Genomic DNA, 14335 nt, shown 5'->3' with positions numbered 1-14335 from the left:
GGTTCTCCTCCTCCCTCCTCCCTCCCTCCTTCGCCGCGGGGCGCTGTGCAGCGGTTTTTATTCCCGGTCCCGGCCCGCACGCCGGGACCGACGCGGGCTGAGCGGCGATGCGGCGCGTCGCCGTCATCGGTTCCGGCATCTCCGGCCTGTCGGTGGCCTACCGGCTGGCCGGCGAGGCGAGGGTCACGCTGTTCGAGGCCGGCGCGCATTTCGGCGGCCACACCCACACGGTCGACCTGACACTCGACGGCGTCACGCACGGCGTCGACACCGGCTTCCTGGTCTTCAACGAACGCACCTACCCGCGGTTGATCGCGCTGTTCGCAGAACTCGGCATCGCGACCACCGCGACCGACATGTCGTTCTCGGTGCAGGCGCCCGGCGACGGCCTCGAATGGAGCGGCAGCGACCTGAACGGCGTGTTCGCGCAGCGCCGCAACCTGCTGCGCCCGGCCTTCCTGCGCATGCTGGGCGAGGTGCTGCGCTTCAACCGGCTCGCCATCGCGATCGCGCTGCGCGGCGACGAGCTGCAGATGCGCCAGTCGATCGGCGACTTCCTGGCGGTGCAGCGCTTCTCCACCGCCTTCCGCGAGTGGTACTTCCTGCCGATGGTCGGCAGCATCTGGTCGTGCCCGACCGCGCAGATGCTGCACTTCCCGGTCGCGACGATGATCCGCTTCTGCCACAACCACGGCCTGGTCCAGGTCGCGAACCGGCCACGCTGGTTCACGGTGAACGGCGGCGCACGGCACTACGTGCAGAAGATGCTGCCGCGCATCGCCGACGCGCGGCTGGCCACGCCGGTGCGGCAGGTGCACCGCACGGCGGCCGGCGCGCGAGTCGCCACCGACCAGGGCAGCGAGCACTTCGACGACGTGGTGCTGGCCTGCCACAGCGACCAGTCGCTCGCGCTGCTGCAGGACGCGACGCCCGACGAGCGAGCCGTGCTGGGCGCCATCCGCTACCAGCGCAACCGGGCGGTGCTGCACACCGATGCCGCACTGCTTCCGAAGCACGCGCGTGCCCGGGCGGCATGGAACTACGAACGCGCCGCCGACCCGGCGCGCGAGCATGCCGCGGTCTGCCTGCACTACCTGATCAACCGGTTGCAGCCCCTGCCGTTCAAGGCCCCGGTGATCGTCTCGCTGAACCCGGTGCGCGAGCCGCGGGCCGAGCTCGTGCACGGCGCGTTCGACTACGCCCACCCGGTGTTCGACCTGGCCGCGATGGCCGCACAGCAGCGCCTGCCTTCGCTGCAGGGCCGGGCGCACACCTGGTTCTGCGGCGCGTGGACACGCTACGGCTTCCATGAAGACGGACTGATGTCGGGCCTGGCCGTGGTCGACGGACTGCGCCGCCACTGGGCGGCGCAACGCGAGGCGGCGTGAGCCACCAGGCGCTGATCGGCACCGGCCAGGTCCGGCATGCGCGGTTGCGCCCGGTGCCCAACCGTTTCGCGTACCGCAGCTATTTCCTGATGCTGCCGCTGCGCACCTTGCGCGGGCAGCCTTGCGCGGCCTTGCACCGCAACTGCTTCGGCCTCGTCGGCTTCCATGACCGCGACCATGGCGACGGCCGCGACGACTGCCTCGCCTGGCTCGACGAACTGCTGGCCGCCGAAGGCCTGCGCGACGCGACGCAGGGCGAGGTGTGGCTGCACTGCCTGCCGCGGGTGCTGGGCCACACCTTCAAGCCGGTCAGCTTCTGGTACTGCCACCGTGCCGACGGCACGCTGGGCGCGATCCTCGTCGAGGTCAACAACACCTTCGGCGAACGCCACTGCTACCTGCTGCAGGGCCCGACGCTCGCCTACGGCCGCGAGCTGGTGGCCGACAAGGTGTTCCACGTCTCGCCGTTCTGCGAACCGCGCGGCGTCTACCGCTTCCGCTTCCTGCACAGCGGCCTGCATCCGCCGGCCGACGGCCTGCGTATTGAACGCAGCATGAAGACCATCGCCCGCATCGACCACGACGACGAGGCCGGCCCGCTGATCCGCACCAGCGTGTCGGGCACGCTCGCGCCGCTGACCGGCCGCAGCGCGCGCGCCGCTTTCTTCGGCATGCCGCTGATGACGCTGGGCGTGGTCGCGCGCATCCACTGGCAGGCGCTGAAGCTGTGGTGCAAGCGCGTGCCCTTCGTGCGCAAGCCGGCACCGCCCGGGAATTTCGTGACCCGCTGAACCTGCCAGGGAAGTACCGACGCCATGCCGTTCCGAACGTTCGACCCGCGGGGGGCAACCGCCACTTCGGCAACGGCGACGGGCTGCGCGCCGCGATCCGGCTGCGCAACTGGAACGTCTGCGGCGCCGCACTGCGGTCCGGCGACATCGGCTTCGCCGAGACCTTCATCGCCGGCGACTGGAGCACGCCCGATCTCGAGACCCTGGTGCGGCTCTTCATCGCCAACCGCGACGCCATCGAGCGCGTCGTCTACGGCAGCGGGTGGGGCGCGCTGCTGTACCGCGTGCGGCACCTGCTGAACCGCAACTCGCGACGCGGCAGCCGCAGGAACATCCATGCCCACTACGACCTCGGCAACGAGTTCTACCGGCTGTGGCTGGACCCGACGATGAACTACTCCAGCGCCTGGTTCGACGGCGACCGCTCGCAGGGGATGGAGGCCGCGCAACGCGCCAAGGTGCGGCGCGCGCTCGCCGAGTGCGGCGTGCAGCCGGGCCACCGCGTGCTGGAGGTCGGCTGCGGCTGGGGGGCGCTGGCCGAACAGGCGACGCGCGAGTTCGGCGCACGGGTGACCGGCGTGACGCTGTCCGCCGAGCAGCTCGCGTGGGCACGGCAGCGCCTCGCCGATGCGCAGCCGGCGGCCGACCTGCGCCTGCAGGACTACCGCGACATCGACGACGGCCCGTTCGATGCCGTCGTGTCGATCGAGATGTTCGAGGCCGTCGGCCGCGACTACTGGCCCGGCTACTTCGAGATGCTGCGCCGCCAGCTGAAGCCCGGCGCACGTGCCTGCATCCAGAGCATCACGATCCGCGACGACCTGTTCGAGCGCTACGTGCGCTCGACCGATTTCATCCAGCAGTACATCTTCCCGGGCGGCCTGCTGCCCAGCCCGCAGGCCTTCCGCGAGGCGGCGGCGCGCGCCGGCCTGGAGATCGTCAACGAGCTGTCGTTCGGCGCCGACTATGCCGAGACGCTGCGCCGGTGGCGCGAGCGTTTCGCGGCCGGGGACGCACGCGTGCGGCGCCTGGGCTTCGACACGCGCTTCATGCGCACCTGGGAGTTCTACCTCGCGTACTGCGAGGCGGCGTTCGCGGCCGGCAACACYGGCGTCATGCAGTTCACGCTGCGCCGCCCCGCGTGACTGTCACAGCCAGCCCTTGCGGCGGAAGTACCAGAACGGCGCGATCACGCTCAGCAGCATCAGCACCAGCGCGTACGGGTAGCCGAGCTGCCAGTCGAGCTCGGGCATGAGCTTGAAGTTCATGCCGTAGATGCTGGCGATCAGCGTCGGCGGCAGCAGCGCGACGCTGGCCACCGAGAACAGCTTGATGATCTTGTTCTGGTTGATGTTGATGAAGCCGACCGTCGCGTCCATCAGGAAGTTGATCTTGTCGAACAGGAACGCGGTGTGGCTGTCCAGCGAGTCGATGTCGCGCAGGATCTGGCGCGATTCCTCGAACTGCTCGGCATTCAGCATGCGGCTGCGCATCATGAAGCTGACCGCGCGGCGCGTGTCCATCACATTGCGGCGGATGCGGCCGTTCAAGTCTTCCTCGCGCGCGATCGCCGCCAGCACCTGGGCGGCATCGCTGTCGGTGATCTCCTTCTTCAGCACGCGCGCGCCGACCGCCTCGAGGCTGTCGTAGATGCCTTCCAGCGCATCGGCGCTGTATTCGGCGTCGGCGTCGTACAGCTTCAGCAGCACGTCCTTCGCGTCCTCGATCAGCGCCGGGATGCGGCGCGCGCGCAGGCGCAGCAGGCGGAACACCGGCAGGTCTTCGCCATGGATCGAGAACAGCACCTTGTTGTGCAGGATGAAGGCGACGCGGACGTTGCGCGGCGTCTGGTCGTCGTCGATCAGGAAGTCGGAGCGGATGTGCAGCTCGCCGTTGTCTTCTTCGTAGAAGCGGGCCGATTCCTCCAGGTCGTCATCGACCACGTCCTCGGGAATGGTCACGCCGAAGTGCTCGGCGATCCAGCTTTTCTCCTCGGGCGTCGGCGCCTCGAGGTCGACCCAGACCGGCGTCACATGGGCCAGCGTGTCGGCGCTTGCGATCTCTTCCTGAAACAGCCGGCCGTTGACCAGCGTGAACACATTCAGCATGCAAGGGCTCCGGCGGGCGCGGGGTGGTCAACGGCGAATTATCACACCCGTGCATCGGCGCCATCAACCCGATAGAGTCGCGGCCTCATGACCCGACCCGCCCTCGCCCCGATCCCCGCTTCCGAACGCTGGCTGCTGCTGACGCTCGGTGCCATCAACTTCACGCACATCCTCGACTTCATGATCATGATGCCGCTCGGGCCGCAGTTCACGGCGCTGTTCGGCATCAGCGACGCGAAGTTCGGGCTGCTGGTGTCGGCCTACACGCTGGCCGCGGGCGCCTCCGGCCTGGTCGCGACCACCTACATCGACCGCTTCGAGCGCAAGTCGCTGCTGCTCGCGCTGTATGCCGCGTTCGGCCTCGCGACGCTCGCCTGCGGCCTGGCGCCCACCTTCGGCAGCCTGATGGCCGCGCGCATCGCGGCCGGCGTGTTCGGCGGCGTGACGGGCGCGCTGGTGCAGACCATCGTCGGCGATGCGATCCCGTTCGAGCGGCGCGGCCGGGCCATGGGCGTCGTGATGGGCTCGTTCTCGATCGCCACGGTCGCCGGCGTGCCGGCCTCGCTGCTGCTGGCCAACACGCTGGGCTGGCACGCGCCGTTCTTCGCGATCGCCGGGCTGTGCCTGGCGGTCGGCGCGGTCGGCCTGCGCGCGCTGCCGCGCCTGGCCGGGCACCTGCACGCCGGCCAGCGGGCATCGCCGCTGCACAGCCTGCGCGCGGTGCTGCGCGACGCCAACCACTGGCGCGCCTTCGGCTTCACGATGCTGGTGATGTCGGCCGGCTTCTCGATCATCCCGTACATCACGATCTACGCGACCGCCAATGTCGGCGTGTCGGCGCAGCAGGTGCCGCTGATCTACCTGGCCGGCGGCGTGACGACGCTCTTCACCGCGCAGCTGTGGGGGCGGCTGAGCGACCGCTGGGGCAAGGTGCCGACCTTCCGGCTGCTGGCGCTGGCATCGATGGTGCCGATGCTCGCGCTGACGAACCTGCCGGCGGTGCCGCTGTGGGCCCTGGTGAGCGTGACGACGCTGTTCTTCATCTTCGTCTCGGGCCGCATGGTGCCGAGCATGGCGATCGTGACCTCGGCCACGCAGCCGGCGCTGCGCGGCACCTTCATGAGCCTGAACAGCGCGATGCAATCGGCCGCGATGGGGGCCGCAGCCTTCGTCGGCGGGTTGCTGATCGACCGCGATGGTGCCGGCCACGTCACCGGCTACCCGGGTGCCGGCTGGCTGTCGGTGGTGCTCACGCTGGCCGCCGTGGCCTGGGTCGGCCAGTTGAAGCTGAACACCGCGCCGGCGCACTGAAGCCGTGAACCTTCGCACGAGCAGGGCCTGCTCGTCCAGAGGGCATGCCCATACCGTGCTTCCGCCGGGTGTCTTTGGCTTGTCACACCCCCTTCACAGGAGCACACTGGGTTCAACGACCTCCCGGTCCCTCCCTCTCCACGCATCCCCTCCCCCGTGCCTCCCCAAGGCCTCCCCCCTCAGCCTCCCCGGCTTTCCCACCCCTGCGAAAGGAGATCTCATGAACTTGACGATCAGCGGACACCACCTTGAGGTGACGCCCGCTTTGCGAGAGTATGTGCTCACAAAGCTGGATCGGATCACGCGCCATTTCGACCAGGTGGTGGACATCACCGTGCTGCTATCCGTCGAGAAGCTGAAGGAGAAGGAACGCAGGCAGAAGGCCGAAGTCACGCTGCACGTGAAGGGCAAGGACATCTTCGTCGAGAACTGCCACGAGGACCTGTACGCGGCCATCGACCAGCTGATGGACAAGCTGGATCGCCAGGTGTGCCGCCACAAGGACAAGCTGCAGGATCACCACCATGTGGCCGCGAAGCGGATCGACGCGACCTTGTGATCGCCTTGACGGCGATGCCTCGAAAAGCGGCCTGCGGGCCGCTTTTTTCTCGCCGATCCGGCCGCACAAATGCGCAAAGATGGTGCGCCGACCCCGCAAATGGGGCCTGTCGCGTTGCTGCAATGCAGCGACACGTGCAGAATTTGGCCTCCGGTGAGGCAGCGGGGCACTGCGCTGTCAACCCGGTTTCTATAATTTATCGTTAAGCCTTCACAAGCATCTCGCCGAGTAAACGCCTCCACCCGAGGCCAGAAGTGACCCGCCGATGAACCGACTCGCCGCCATTCTCCCCGTGACCAACGTCCTGATCGACGTGGAGGCCACCAGCAAGAAGCGTGCGTTCGAGCATGCGGGCCTGTTGTTCGAGAACCAGCACGCCATCGCGCGCGCCACCGTCACCGACAACCTGTTCGCCCGCGAGCGCCTGGGCTCCACCGGCCTGGGGCATGGCGTGGCCATCCCGCACGGCCGCATCAAGGGCCTGAAGAACCCGCTGGCCGCCGTGGTGCGCGTGCAGCAGCCCATCCCCTTCGACGCCCCGGACGACGAGCCGGTCAGCCTGCTGATCTTCCTGCTGGTGCCCGAGGCCGCCACGCAGCGCCACCTCGAGATCCTGTCCGAGATTGCCGAGATGCTGAGCGACCGCGAGCTGCGCGAGCGCCTGAAGAGCGAGGTCCCGGCCGCTCGCGTGCACGAACTGATTTCCAATTGGGAACCGCTGAAATCGGTTGCCTGACCCGCCTGCGCCACGCAGGCAGGGGTCGCCCGTGAAACCTTCGGTCATCAGCGCGGAAGCGCTTTTCGAAGAACATCGCCCGGCATTGCGCTGGGAATGGATCGCCGGCCATGCCCATCCGGAGCGGCGCTTCGACGAGGCCGCGGTGCGCAACGCGCAATCGGCCGCCGACCTGGTCGGCTACCTGAACTACATCCACCCGTACCGCGTGCAGATCGTCGGCCGGCGCGAGGTGGCCTACCTGCAGGACGCGTCGCCGGAAGACCAGGAACGGCGCATCCAGCGCATCGTGACGCTGGAGCCGCCGGTGGTGATCGTCGCCGACAAGCAGGTGCCGCCGAACCGCCTGGTGGCGCTGTGCGACCGGGCCGACATTCCCCTCTTCGTCACCGACGAGTCGGCCGGCCATGTGATCGACGTGGTGCGCGGCTACCTGAGCCAGCTGTTCGCCGAGCGAACGACGCGCCACGGCGTGTTCATGGACATCCTGGGCGTCGGCGTGCTGCTGACCGGCGAATCGGGGCTGGGCAAGAGCGAACTGGGGCTGGAGCTGATCTCGCGCGGCCACGGGCTGGTGGCCGACGATGCGGTCGACCTGTTCCGCATCTCGCAGACGGCGCTCGAGGGGCGCTGCCCCGAGCTGCTGCTGAACCTGCTGGAAGTGCGCGGCATCGGCCTGCTCGACATCAAGGCCATCTTCGGCGAGACGGCCGTGCGCCGCAAGATGCGGCTCAAGCTGATCGTGCACCTGGTGCGCAAGGAGACGCTGGAGCGCGATTTCGAGCGCCTGCCCTACGAGCCGCTGAGCGAGGACATCCTCAACGTGCCGGTGCGCAAGGTGGTGATCGCGGTGGACGCCGGGCGCAACCTGGCGGTGCTGGTGGAGGCGGCGGTGCGCAACACCATCCTGCAGCTGCGCGGCATCGACACCTACCGCGAGTTCATCGAGCGCCACCAGCGCGCGATGCAGAACCCCGATTTCGAGTAGCGCTACTTCTTGTTTTCGCAGTTCTTCTTCGTGCAGACGGCGTACAGCGCCAGCGCGTGATCCTGCAGCTCGAAGCCGCGCGAATGCGCGACGTTCTTCTGCCGCTTCTCGATCTCGGCGTCGAAGAACTCCTCGACCTTGCCGCAGTCCAGGCACACCAGGTGGTCGTGGTGCTTGCCCTCGTTGAGCTCGAACACCGCCTTGCCCGACTCGAAGTGGTTGCGCGACAGGATGCCGGCCTGCTCGAACTGCATCAGCACGCGGTAGACCGTCGCCAGGCCGATGTCGGCCCCTTCGGTCAGCAAGGCCTTGTAGACGTCCTCGGCCGTCATGTGCCGCTGCGACGTGTGCTGGAACACGTCGAGGATCTTGATGCGGGGCAGGGTGGCCTTCAGGCCGCTGCTCTTGAGTTCGTCGGCATTGGACATGGCAGGTCTCGGGTGGCGCGCGGTGCTGCAGGGGTGGGGCGGCCGGGGCCACCCGCTAGAATCGTCGAATCATATCGAGGTTGATGCCCGCTTCGCCGCGCGCACGCACAACACCATGCGTTCTATCCCGTTCCTGGCCGTGGCCCTGCTCGCCGGCTGCAGCTCGCTGCAATCCTCGGACAACTTCCTGGGCGTCATCACTCCCTACCGCGTCGAGGTCGTGCAGGGCAACGTGCTGACCAAGGAACAGCTGGCGCTGGTCAAGCCTGGCCTGACCCGCGCCCAGGTGCGCGACGTGCTCGGCTCGCCGCTGCTGACCGACGCCTTCCACGCCAACCGCTGGGACTACGTCTTCACGATCAAGCGCCAGGGTGCCGAGCCGCAGCAGCGCAGCGTCGTGGCGCTGTTCGACGGCGACAAGCTGGCCAGCATCAACGCCCCCGACCTGCCGAGCGAGCGCGATTTCGTCGCATCGATCGATACCTTCAAGACCACCCGCAATGCACCGCCGCTCGCGCTGACCGACGACCAGCTGAAGGCGCTGCCGGTGCCGCCGAAGCCGCCCGAACCCGCCGCTTCGGCGCCCGAAGGCCCGATCCGCAGCTACCCGCCGCTGGAACGTTCATGAGCGACGCCCAGCGCCTGCGCATCGCGGTCGCCGGTGCCAGCGGCCGCATGGGCCGCATGCTGATCGAGGCCGTGAGTGCCGCGGACGACTGCGTGCTGGCCGGCGCCCTCGATCAAGCGGGCAGCCCGGCCCTCGATTCCGACGCCACGGCGTGGCTCGGCCGCAGCAGCGGCGTGAAGATCACGTCCGACCTGCACGCCGGCCTGGCCGGTGCCCAGGTGCTGATCGACTTCACCCGCCCCGAAGGCACGCTGGCCCACCTGGCGGTGTGCCGCGAACTCGGCGTCAAGGCCGTCATCGGCACCACCGGCTTCAGCGAGGCGCAGAAGGCGCAGATCGCCGGCCATGCAGAGCACACCGCCCTCATGCTGTCGCCCAACATGAGCGTCGGCGTCAACGTGGTGATGAAGCTGCTCGACATGGCGGCGCGCGCGCTGAACGAAGGCTACGACGTCGAGATCATCGAGGCGCACCACCGCCACAAGGTCGATGCGCCCAGCGGCACCGCGCTCGCGATGGGCGAGGTGGTCGCCCAGGCCCTGGGCCGCAACCTGAAGGACTGCGCGGTCTATGGCCGCGAAGGCGTCACCGGCGCGCGCGATCCGTCGACCATCGGCTTCGCCACCGTGCGCGGCGGCGACATCATCGGCGACCACACCGTGATGTTTGCCGGCACCGGCGAGCGCATCGAGGTCACGCACAAGGGCTCGAGCCGCGTCTCGTATGCGCAGGGCGCCCTGCGCGCGGCCCGCTTCCTGGCCTCGCGCTCCAGCGGGCTGTTCACGATGAACGACGTGCTGGGCCTGTAAGGCGCCGCTGCGTCACTTCCGATCGCGCATGACGGGCTTCGACCACTTCTGGCAGCAGGGGGACCTGATCACGCGCAGCGTCGCCGCGCTGCTGCTGCTGATGTCGGTCAGTGCCTGGGTGCTGATCTTCTGGAAGGGCTGGCTGCTGCGCCGCGTGCGGCTCGACATCGCCCGCGCCGTGCCGGCCTTCTGGGCCGCGCCGTCGCTGGATGGCGGGCGCGAGCAGCTGGCGGCCTTCGACCGCGAAGGCGTGCTGGTGCCGCTGCTGTCCGCCGCGGTCGCCGCGCCGCCGCCCGGCACGCTCGAAGGCCACGGCAAGCTCGATTCGCAGCTGACGCGCCGCCTGCGCGATGCGCTGCACGCGGTGCTGGGACAGCTGCAGTTCGGGCAGGTCGTGCTGGCGTCGATCGGCAGCACCGCCCCCTTCATCGGGCTGTTCGGCACGGTCTGGGGCATCTACCACGCGCTGCTCAGCATCTCGGCCTCGGGCTCGATCACGATCGACAAGGTGTCGGGCCCGGTCGGCGAGGCGCTGGTGATGACGGCGGCCGGCCTGGCGGTCGCGATCCCGGCGGTGCTCGCGTACAACGTGTTCGGCAAGCGGGTCGGTGCCTGCGAGGCCGAGCTCGAAGGCTTCGCGCACGACCTGCGCGAGATGATGATCGACCGCGGCGCCACGCCCGCCGCCTGACGGAGCCTGCGATGGCCTTCGGCCGCCTCGAGCGAACCACCGGCCCGGCGCCGATGAGCGAGATCAACATGACGCCGCTGATCGACGTGATGCTGGTGCTGCTGGTGATCTTCATGATCACCGCGCCGCTGATGAGCTCCAGCCTGAAGCTCGACCTGCCGCAGGCCGAGGCCGCGACGCCGAGCGAGACGCCGGATTTCATCGCGGTGTCGGTGGACGCGCAGGGGCGGCTGTTCCTCGGCGACGAGGCGGTGACGCCGGCGGTGTTCGCCGAGCGCGTCGCGCAGGCCGCGCAGAAGAACCCCGCCACCGAGGTGCAGCTGCGCGCCGACAAGGCCGTGCCCTATGGGCGCGTGGCCGAGCTGATCGGCGTGGTGCAGAAGGCCGGCCTCAACCGCATCGGCTTCGTCGCGGACCCCGTAGCCCGGATGCCCATCCGGGGATCGTCGCCCTGAAGTCGTCGGCGACCGCCTGCGGATCCTGTGCCTGCGTCAGCGCGCTGACCACCGCGACCGAATCCACCCCGCAGGCGACCACGTCCGCGGCACGCGCCAGGCTGATGCCCCCGATCGCCACCACCGGATAAGTCGGTTGCAGCCGCGCCGCCCACGCCGCCAGGCGCTGCAGCCCGACCGGCTCGTAGGCCATCGCCTTCAGCGTCGTCGGGTAGACAGGCCCGATCGCGATGTACGACGGCCGCAGCGCATGCGCGCGCGACATCTCCAGCGGCGTGTGCGAGCTCACGCCCAGGCGCAGGCCCGCCACCTGCAGCGCGTCGAGGTCGGCCGCCGCGACGTCCTCCTGCCCCAGGTGCACGCCGTACGCCCCGAGTTCCAGCGCCTCGCGCCAGTGGTCGTTGATGAACAGCTGCGCACCGGGCACCGCGCGCGCCGCCTGCACCGCGGCCCGCAGCTGGGCGTTCAACTCGGCGGCCGGCAGGCTGCCGGCCTTGAGCCGCAGCTGCAGCGTGCGCACCCCCATCGCGAGCGCGCGTTCGACCCAATCGGCATCGGGCAGCACGGCGTAGAAACCCAACGGCCCGGACACCGGCGCAAACGCGGCACGCGTGGCGAACCCATCGTCCGTCCAGCGGAACGCCGGCAGGTGCTCGCTGCTCGCCACCGCCGCCGAGTTCGTGTTCGGTCGCCCCGGCCCGACCACCCGCGCCTGCGCGAGGCCGGCGGTGACACGCAGCTTGGCCTCGCAGGCCGCATCGAACACGCTCCAACCCTGGGCCAGCATGCCGGCCAGCGCCGCGGCAAACACGCAGCCGCTGCCGTGCGCCGAGCCCGGCAGGCGCGGCACCGACAGCAGCGCGCGCCGCGTCCCGTCGGTCACCTCGTCGATGCTGGATTCGCCGGTGTCGTGGCCGCCCTTCAGCACCACGCCCTGCGGCATCCGCAGCGCCGCGAGCCGCAGCGCCTCGGGCCGGTTCGGCGTGACCACGTCGACCTGCTGCAGCAGCCCCTGCAGCGCCTCCAGCCAGGCCGGATCGCCGGCATCGTGGCTCGCGTGGCCGTTGCTGGCACCGAGCACCGGGTCGAGCACCACAGGGCACGCGCGCGCCGCGACGAAGTCCTGCACCTCGCGCAGCACCGCGATCGACCCCAGCATGCCGATCTTGATCGCCGCCGGTTCGCCGTCGCGCAGCACCGCCTGCAGCGCGGCGCGCACCAGGCTCGCGTCGACCGGCACGAGGCCGGAGAAGCCGCGGCTGTCCTGCACCGTCAGCGCGGTGACGACGCTGCTGCCGGCCAGGCCCATCGCCTGCCAGGTCGCAAGATCGGCCGTGATGCCGGCGCCGTGCACCGGGTCGTGCCCGCCGATCGCCAACAGCGGCCGCGTCATGACTGGTGCCAGAACGGCATGCCGAGCGTCGGCGTCGACGCCTGGGCGGTCTGCCGTTCGCCCATCGGCGTCGCCTCGAAGGCCAGCCGGCCGGCGTCGACCGCCTGCGCGAAGGCGCGCGCCATGCGCACCGGGTCGCCCGCCTGCGCGACCGCGGTGTTCAGCAGCACGCCGTCGAAGCCCAGCTCCATCACCTGCGCCGCATGCGAAGGCTTGCCCAGCCCCGCGTCGACGATCAGCACGGCATCGGGCAGGCGCGCGCGCAACGTCTGCAGCGCGTACGGGTTCTGCGGTCCGCGCCCGGTGCCGATCGGCGCGGCCCACGGCATCACGGCCGCGCAGCCGGCCTCGTGCAGGCGCTGCGCGAGCACCAGGTCGTCGGTGGTGTAGGCCAGCACCTGGAAGCCGTCGCGCACCAGCACGCGCGCCGCCTCCAGCGTGCCGAACGGATCGGGCTGCAGCGTGTAGTCGTCGCCGATGACCTCCAGCTTGATCCACGGCGTGTCGAACAGCTCGCGCGCCATCTGCGCCAGCGTGATCGCCTCCTGGGCGCCGTGGCAGCCGGCGGTGTTGGGCAGCACGCGGCAGCCGAGCGCCTTGACGCGTTGCCAGAAGGCGTTGCCGCCGCCGTGCTCCGGCTGCAGGCGGCGCAGGCCGACGGTCAGTACCTGCGTGCCGCTCGCCTGCACCGCGTCGGCCAGCACCTGCGGCGACGGGTAGTGGGCGGTGCCGAGCAGCAGCCGGCTGTGCAGCGTGACGCCGGCCAGGGTCCAGGAGGGGGTGGTGTGCATGTTCAGCCTCCGGTGACCGGTGCGATCACGTCGATGCGGTCGCCGCCGGCCAGTGCCTGCGACGGCCATTGCGCACGCGGCACGAACTGGCGGTTGATGGCGCAGGCCATCGCCGCATCCAGCGCGTAACCCTGGCGCTGCAGCAGCTCGGCCAGCGTGGCGGCGGGCGTCTGCAGGTCCTGTCCGTTCATCGACACCGAGATCATCGTGCAGTCTCCTGGAGCAGTTGATCGACCAGGGCCGGCGCGCACAGGTAGCCGTGGCGGTACAGCCCGTTGAGTTGCCACACGCCCGCCTGCCGGCGCAGCGCGGGCCGGTGGTCGTCGAGCGCGGGGCGCAAGGCGGCGGCGATGTCCAGCACGCGCGCCTCGGCGAAGCCGGGATGCAGGCTGTACAGCGCGCTGCCGAGTTCCAGCACCGAGCGCAGCGCCGGCGCGCCGGTGTCTTCCGATTCGAGTTCGGTCGCGCCGACGACGAAGCGCTGCTGCGGGCGCGGCGCCACATACAGCTGGTAGCGCGGATGCATCAGCCGCACCGGGCGCTGCAGCGTGACGCCGGCGCATTCGACGCGCAAGACCTCGCCGCGCACGCCGCGCAGCCCCGGCCAGTCGGCGCGGGCACCGATGCCGCGCGTGTCGATCACCAGCGGCGCGGCGTACTCGCCATGCGCGGTGCGCAGGCCCCCGGCCTGCATCGCCAGCACCGCTTCGTCCTCGTGCCAATGCACGCGCAGGCGGTCGAGCGCGCGCGCCAGCGCGGCCAGCAGTTCGTCGTTGGCGAGTTGCCCCTCGCCGTGCAGCAGCAGGCCGCGCGCGAAGCGCCCTTCGAGCGCCGGCTCGTGCTGCGCGATGCCGTCGCCATCGAGCACCTCGAGCGCGGCCCGCTGCGCCGCAGGCAGCTTGTGCCGCAGCACGCGCTCGAAGTGATCCAGGCTGCCGGCATCGGCCGGGTGCGCCAGCACCAGCGTGCCGGCGCGCCGGAAGTACACCTCGCGGCCGCTGTCGGCGCGCAGCGCGTCCAGCCACTGCGGCCACAGCGCCATCGCCTGCTGCGCGAGCGCGAACACCGCGTCGTCGGCCACCGCCAGTTCGGCCAGCGGCGACAGCATCGCCGCCGCCACCGCGCTGGCCGAGCGCGCGTCGTCGCGCCGCCCCGCGTCGAACAGCCGCACGCGCCGCCCGGCGCGGGCACAGCGCCACGCGCAAAGCCGGCCGGCCAGCCCGGCGCCGGCGATCAGCACATCGCAGTCCGCAGCCATG

Annotated in this window: 17 protein-coding genes; 11 read left to right on the top strand and 6 right to left on the bottom strand. The window is 70.2% G+C overall.

The window, feature by feature from the left end; translation table 11 throughout:
- The first annotated feature begins 107 nt into the window (after positions 1–107).
- Genes AC1DYN_RS19960 through AC1DYN_RS19950 form a run of 3 tightly spaced genes read left to right on the top strand, consistent with a single transcriptional unit; the run spans position 108 to position 3324 of the window.
- Positions 108–1388, top strand: coding sequence for an NAD(P)/FAD-dependent oxidoreductase (locus AC1DYN_RS19960; protein ID WP_477962736.1), 1281 nt, complete (start codon positions 108–110; stop codon positions 1386–1388).
- On the top strand, positions 1385–2179 hold the full coding sequence (locus AC1DYN_RS19955; protein WP_477962734.1) for a DUF1365 domain-containing protein: 795 nt from the start codon (positions 1385–1387) through the stop codon (positions 2177–2179). The genes AC1DYN_RS19960 and AC1DYN_RS19955 overlap by 4 nt, the downstream gene beginning before the upstream one ends.
- Positions 2176–3324 (top strand): class I SAM-dependent methyltransferase, encoded by a 1149-nt coding sequence (locus AC1DYN_RS19950; protein WP_477962783.1) that lies wholly within the window; start codon positions 2176–2178, stop codon positions 3322–3324. Before AC1DYN_RS19955 ends, AC1DYN_RS19950 begins: the two co-directional genes overlap by 4 nt.
- Before the next feature lie 3 nt (positions 3325–3327).
- Here the strand turns inward: AC1DYN_RS19950 and corA are convergent, their stop codons facing one another.
- Complete coding sequence (corA, locus tag AC1DYN_RS19945) at positions 3328–4287, bottom strand: magnesium/cobalt transporter CorA (RefSeq protein WP_477962732.1); 960 nt, start codon at positions 4285–4287, stop codon at positions 3328–3330.
- An 87-nt stretch (positions 4288–4374) separates the two neighbouring features.
- Between corA and AC1DYN_RS19940 the strand changes: the two genes are divergently transcribed.
- The 4 genes from AC1DYN_RS19940 to hprK all read left to right on the top strand — a co-directional run bounded on the left by AC1DYN_RS19940 (position 4375) and on the right by hprK (position 7881).
- The gene (locus AC1DYN_RS19940) at positions 4375–5598 is read left to right on the top strand and encodes an MFS transporter (RefSeq protein WP_477962730.1); all 1224 of its coding nucleotides are present in this window, start codon (positions 4375–4377) and stop codon (positions 5596–5598) included.
- Between the two features lie 220 nt (positions 5599–5818).
- Positions 5819–6157, top strand: a complete 339-nt coding sequence (gene hpf / locus AC1DYN_RS19935; protein WP_477962728.1) for a ribosome hibernation-promoting factor, HPF/YfiA family — start codon at positions 5819–5821, stop codon at positions 6155–6157.
- A 265-nt stretch (positions 6158–6422) separates the two neighbouring features.
- On the top strand, positions 6423–6893 hold the full coding sequence (locus tag AC1DYN_RS19930) for a PTS sugar transporter subunit IIA (protein WP_477962726.1): 471 nt from the start codon (positions 6423–6425) through the stop codon (positions 6891–6893).
- Between the two features lie 31 nt (positions 6894–6924).
- On the top strand, positions 6925–7881 hold the full coding sequence (gene hprK, locus AC1DYN_RS19925; RefSeq protein ID WP_477962724.1) for an HPr(Ser) kinase/phosphatase: 957 nt from the start codon (positions 6925–6927) through the stop codon (positions 7879–7881).
- 2 nt (positions 7882–7883) lie between these two features.
- On the opposite strand, the gene fur is transcribed toward hprK, so the two are convergent.
- Entirely contained in the window at positions 7884–8309 is a 426-nt protein-coding gene (gene fur / locus AC1DYN_RS19920; RefSeq protein WP_477962722.1) for a ferric iron uptake transcriptional regulator, read from the bottom strand.
- A 115-nt stretch (positions 8310–8424) separates the two neighbouring features.
- Between fur and AC1DYN_RS19915 the strand changes: the two genes are divergently transcribed.
- From AC1DYN_RS19915 to AC1DYN_RS19900, 4 genes are read left to right on the top strand one after another with little or no spacing between them, the layout of a single operon-like run.
- The gene (locus AC1DYN_RS19915; RefSeq protein ID WP_477962720.1) at positions 8425–8937 is read left to right on the top strand and encodes an outer membrane protein assembly factor BamE; all 513 of its coding nucleotides are present in this window, start codon (positions 8425–8427) and stop codon (positions 8935–8937) included.
- A complete protein-coding gene (gene dapB, locus AC1DYN_RS19910) occupies positions 8934–9746 on the top strand; it encodes a 4-hydroxy-tetrahydrodipicolinate reductase (RefSeq protein WP_477962718.1) in 813 nt (270 codons plus the stop codon). Before AC1DYN_RS19915 ends, dapB begins: the two co-directional genes overlap by 4 nt.
- A gap of 28 nt (positions 9747–9774) precedes the next feature.
- Positions 9775–10437 carry a MotA/TolQ/ExbB proton channel family protein gene (locus tag AC1DYN_RS19905; RefSeq protein WP_477962716.1) on the top strand — a complete coding sequence of 221 codons (663 nt, stop codon included), beginning with the start codon at positions 9775–9777 and terminating at the stop codon, positions 10435–10437.
- An 11-nt stretch (positions 10438–10448) separates the two neighbouring features.
- Positions 10449–10892 carry an ExbD/TolR family protein gene (locus AC1DYN_RS19900; RefSeq protein ID WP_477962714.1) on the top strand — a complete coding sequence of 148 codons (444 nt, stop codon included), beginning with the start codon at positions 10449–10451 and terminating at the stop codon, positions 10890–10892.
- On the opposite strand, the gene thiE is transcribed toward AC1DYN_RS19900, so the two are convergent.
- The 4 genes from thiE to thiO are packed head-to-tail and all read right to left on the bottom strand — an operon-like array spanning position 10828 to position 14334.
- A complete protein-coding gene (thiE, locus tag AC1DYN_RS19895; RefSeq protein ID WP_477962712.1) occupies positions 10828–12285 on the bottom strand; it encodes a thiamine phosphate synthase in 1458 nt (485 codons plus the stop codon). The two genes, AC1DYN_RS19900 and thiE, sit on opposite strands and share 65 nt — an antisense overlap.
- Positions 12282–13076: a thiazole synthase gene (locus AC1DYN_RS19890; RefSeq protein WP_477962711.1), complete on the bottom strand. Its 795-nt coding sequence runs from the start codon at positions 13074–13076 to the stop codon at positions 12282–12284. Before AC1DYN_RS19890 ends, thiE begins: the two co-directional genes overlap by 4 nt.
- A gap of 2 nt (positions 13077–13078) precedes the next feature.
- Complete coding sequence (thiS, locus tag AC1DYN_RS19885; protein ID WP_477962709.1) at positions 13079–13282, bottom strand: sulfur carrier protein ThiS; 204 nt, start codon at positions 13280–13282, stop codon at positions 13079–13081.
- The gene (gene thiO, locus AC1DYN_RS19880; protein ID WP_477962707.1) at positions 13279–14334 is read right to left on the bottom strand and encodes a glycine oxidase ThiO; all 1056 of its coding nucleotides are present in this window, start codon (positions 14332–14334) and stop codon (positions 13279–13281) included. Before thiO ends, thiS begins: the two co-directional genes overlap by 4 nt.
- Position 14335: the final 1 nt, after the last annotated feature.

This window comes from Rhizobacter sp. P2_D12 (assembly GCF_056404395.1).
The sequence above is the reverse complement of the archived record's forward strand: the minus strand, read 5'-3'. Positions and strand labels throughout refer to the sequence as shown.

What these genes read in the sequence shown, in the direction of transcription:
- AC1DYN_RS19960 (WP_477962736.1), top strand. Translation starts at nt 108, where the DNA reads ATGCGGCGCGTCGCCGTCATCGGTTCCGGCATCTCCGGCCTGTCGGTG.
- corA (WP_477962732.1), bottom strand. Translation starts at nt 4,287, where the DNA reads ATGCTGAATGTGTTCACGCTGGTCAACGGCCGGCTGTTTCAGGAAGAG.
- AC1DYN_RS19940 (WP_477962730.1), top strand. Translation starts at nt 4,375, where the DNA reads ATGACCCGACCCGCCCTCGCCCCGATCCCCGCTTCCGAACGCTGGCTG.
- hpf (WP_477962728.1), top strand. Translation starts at nt 5,819, where the DNA reads ATGAACTTGACGATCAGCGGACACCACCTTGAGGTGACGCCCGCTTTG.
- AC1DYN_RS19930 (WP_477962726.1), top strand. Translation starts at nt 6,423, where the DNA reads ATGAACCGACTCGCCGCCATTCTCCCCGTGACCAACGTCCTGATCGAC.
- fur (WP_477962722.1), bottom strand. Translation starts at nt 8,309, where the DNA reads ATGTCCAATGCCGACGAACTCAAGAGCAGCGGCCTGAAGGCCACCCTG.
- AC1DYN_RS19915 (WP_477962720.1), top strand. Translation starts at nt 8,425, where the DNA reads ATGCGTTCTATCCCGTTCCTGGCCGTGGCCCTGCTCGCCGGCTGCAGC.
- dapB (WP_477962718.1), top strand. Translation starts at nt 8,934, where the DNA reads ATGAGCGACGCCCAGCGCCTGCGCATCGCGGTCGCCGGTGCCAGCGGC.
- AC1DYN_RS19905 (WP_477962716.1), top strand. Translation starts at nt 9,775, where the DNA reads ATGACGGGCTTCGACCACTTCTGGCAGCAGGGGGACCTGATCACGCGC.
- AC1DYN_RS19900 (WP_477962714.1), top strand. Translation starts at nt 10,449, where the DNA reads ATGGCCTTCGGCCGCCTCGAGCGAACCACCGGCCCGGCGCCGATGAGC.
- thiE (WP_477962712.1), bottom strand. Translation starts at nt 12,285, where the DNA reads ATGACGCGGCCGCTGTTGGCGATCGGCGGGCACGACCCGGTGCACGGC.
- AC1DYN_RS19890 (WP_477962711.1), bottom strand. Translation starts at nt 13,076, where the DNA reads ATGCACACCACCCCCTCCTGGACCCTGGCCGGCGTCACGCTGCACAGC.
- thiS (WP_477962709.1), bottom strand. Translation starts at nt 13,282, where the DNA reads ATGATCTCGGTGTCGATGAACGGACAGGACCTGCAGACGCCCGCCGCC.
- thiO (WP_477962707.1), bottom strand. Translation starts at nt 14,334, where the DNA reads ATGGCTGCGGACTGCGATGTGCTGATCGCCGGCGCCGGGCTGGCCGGC.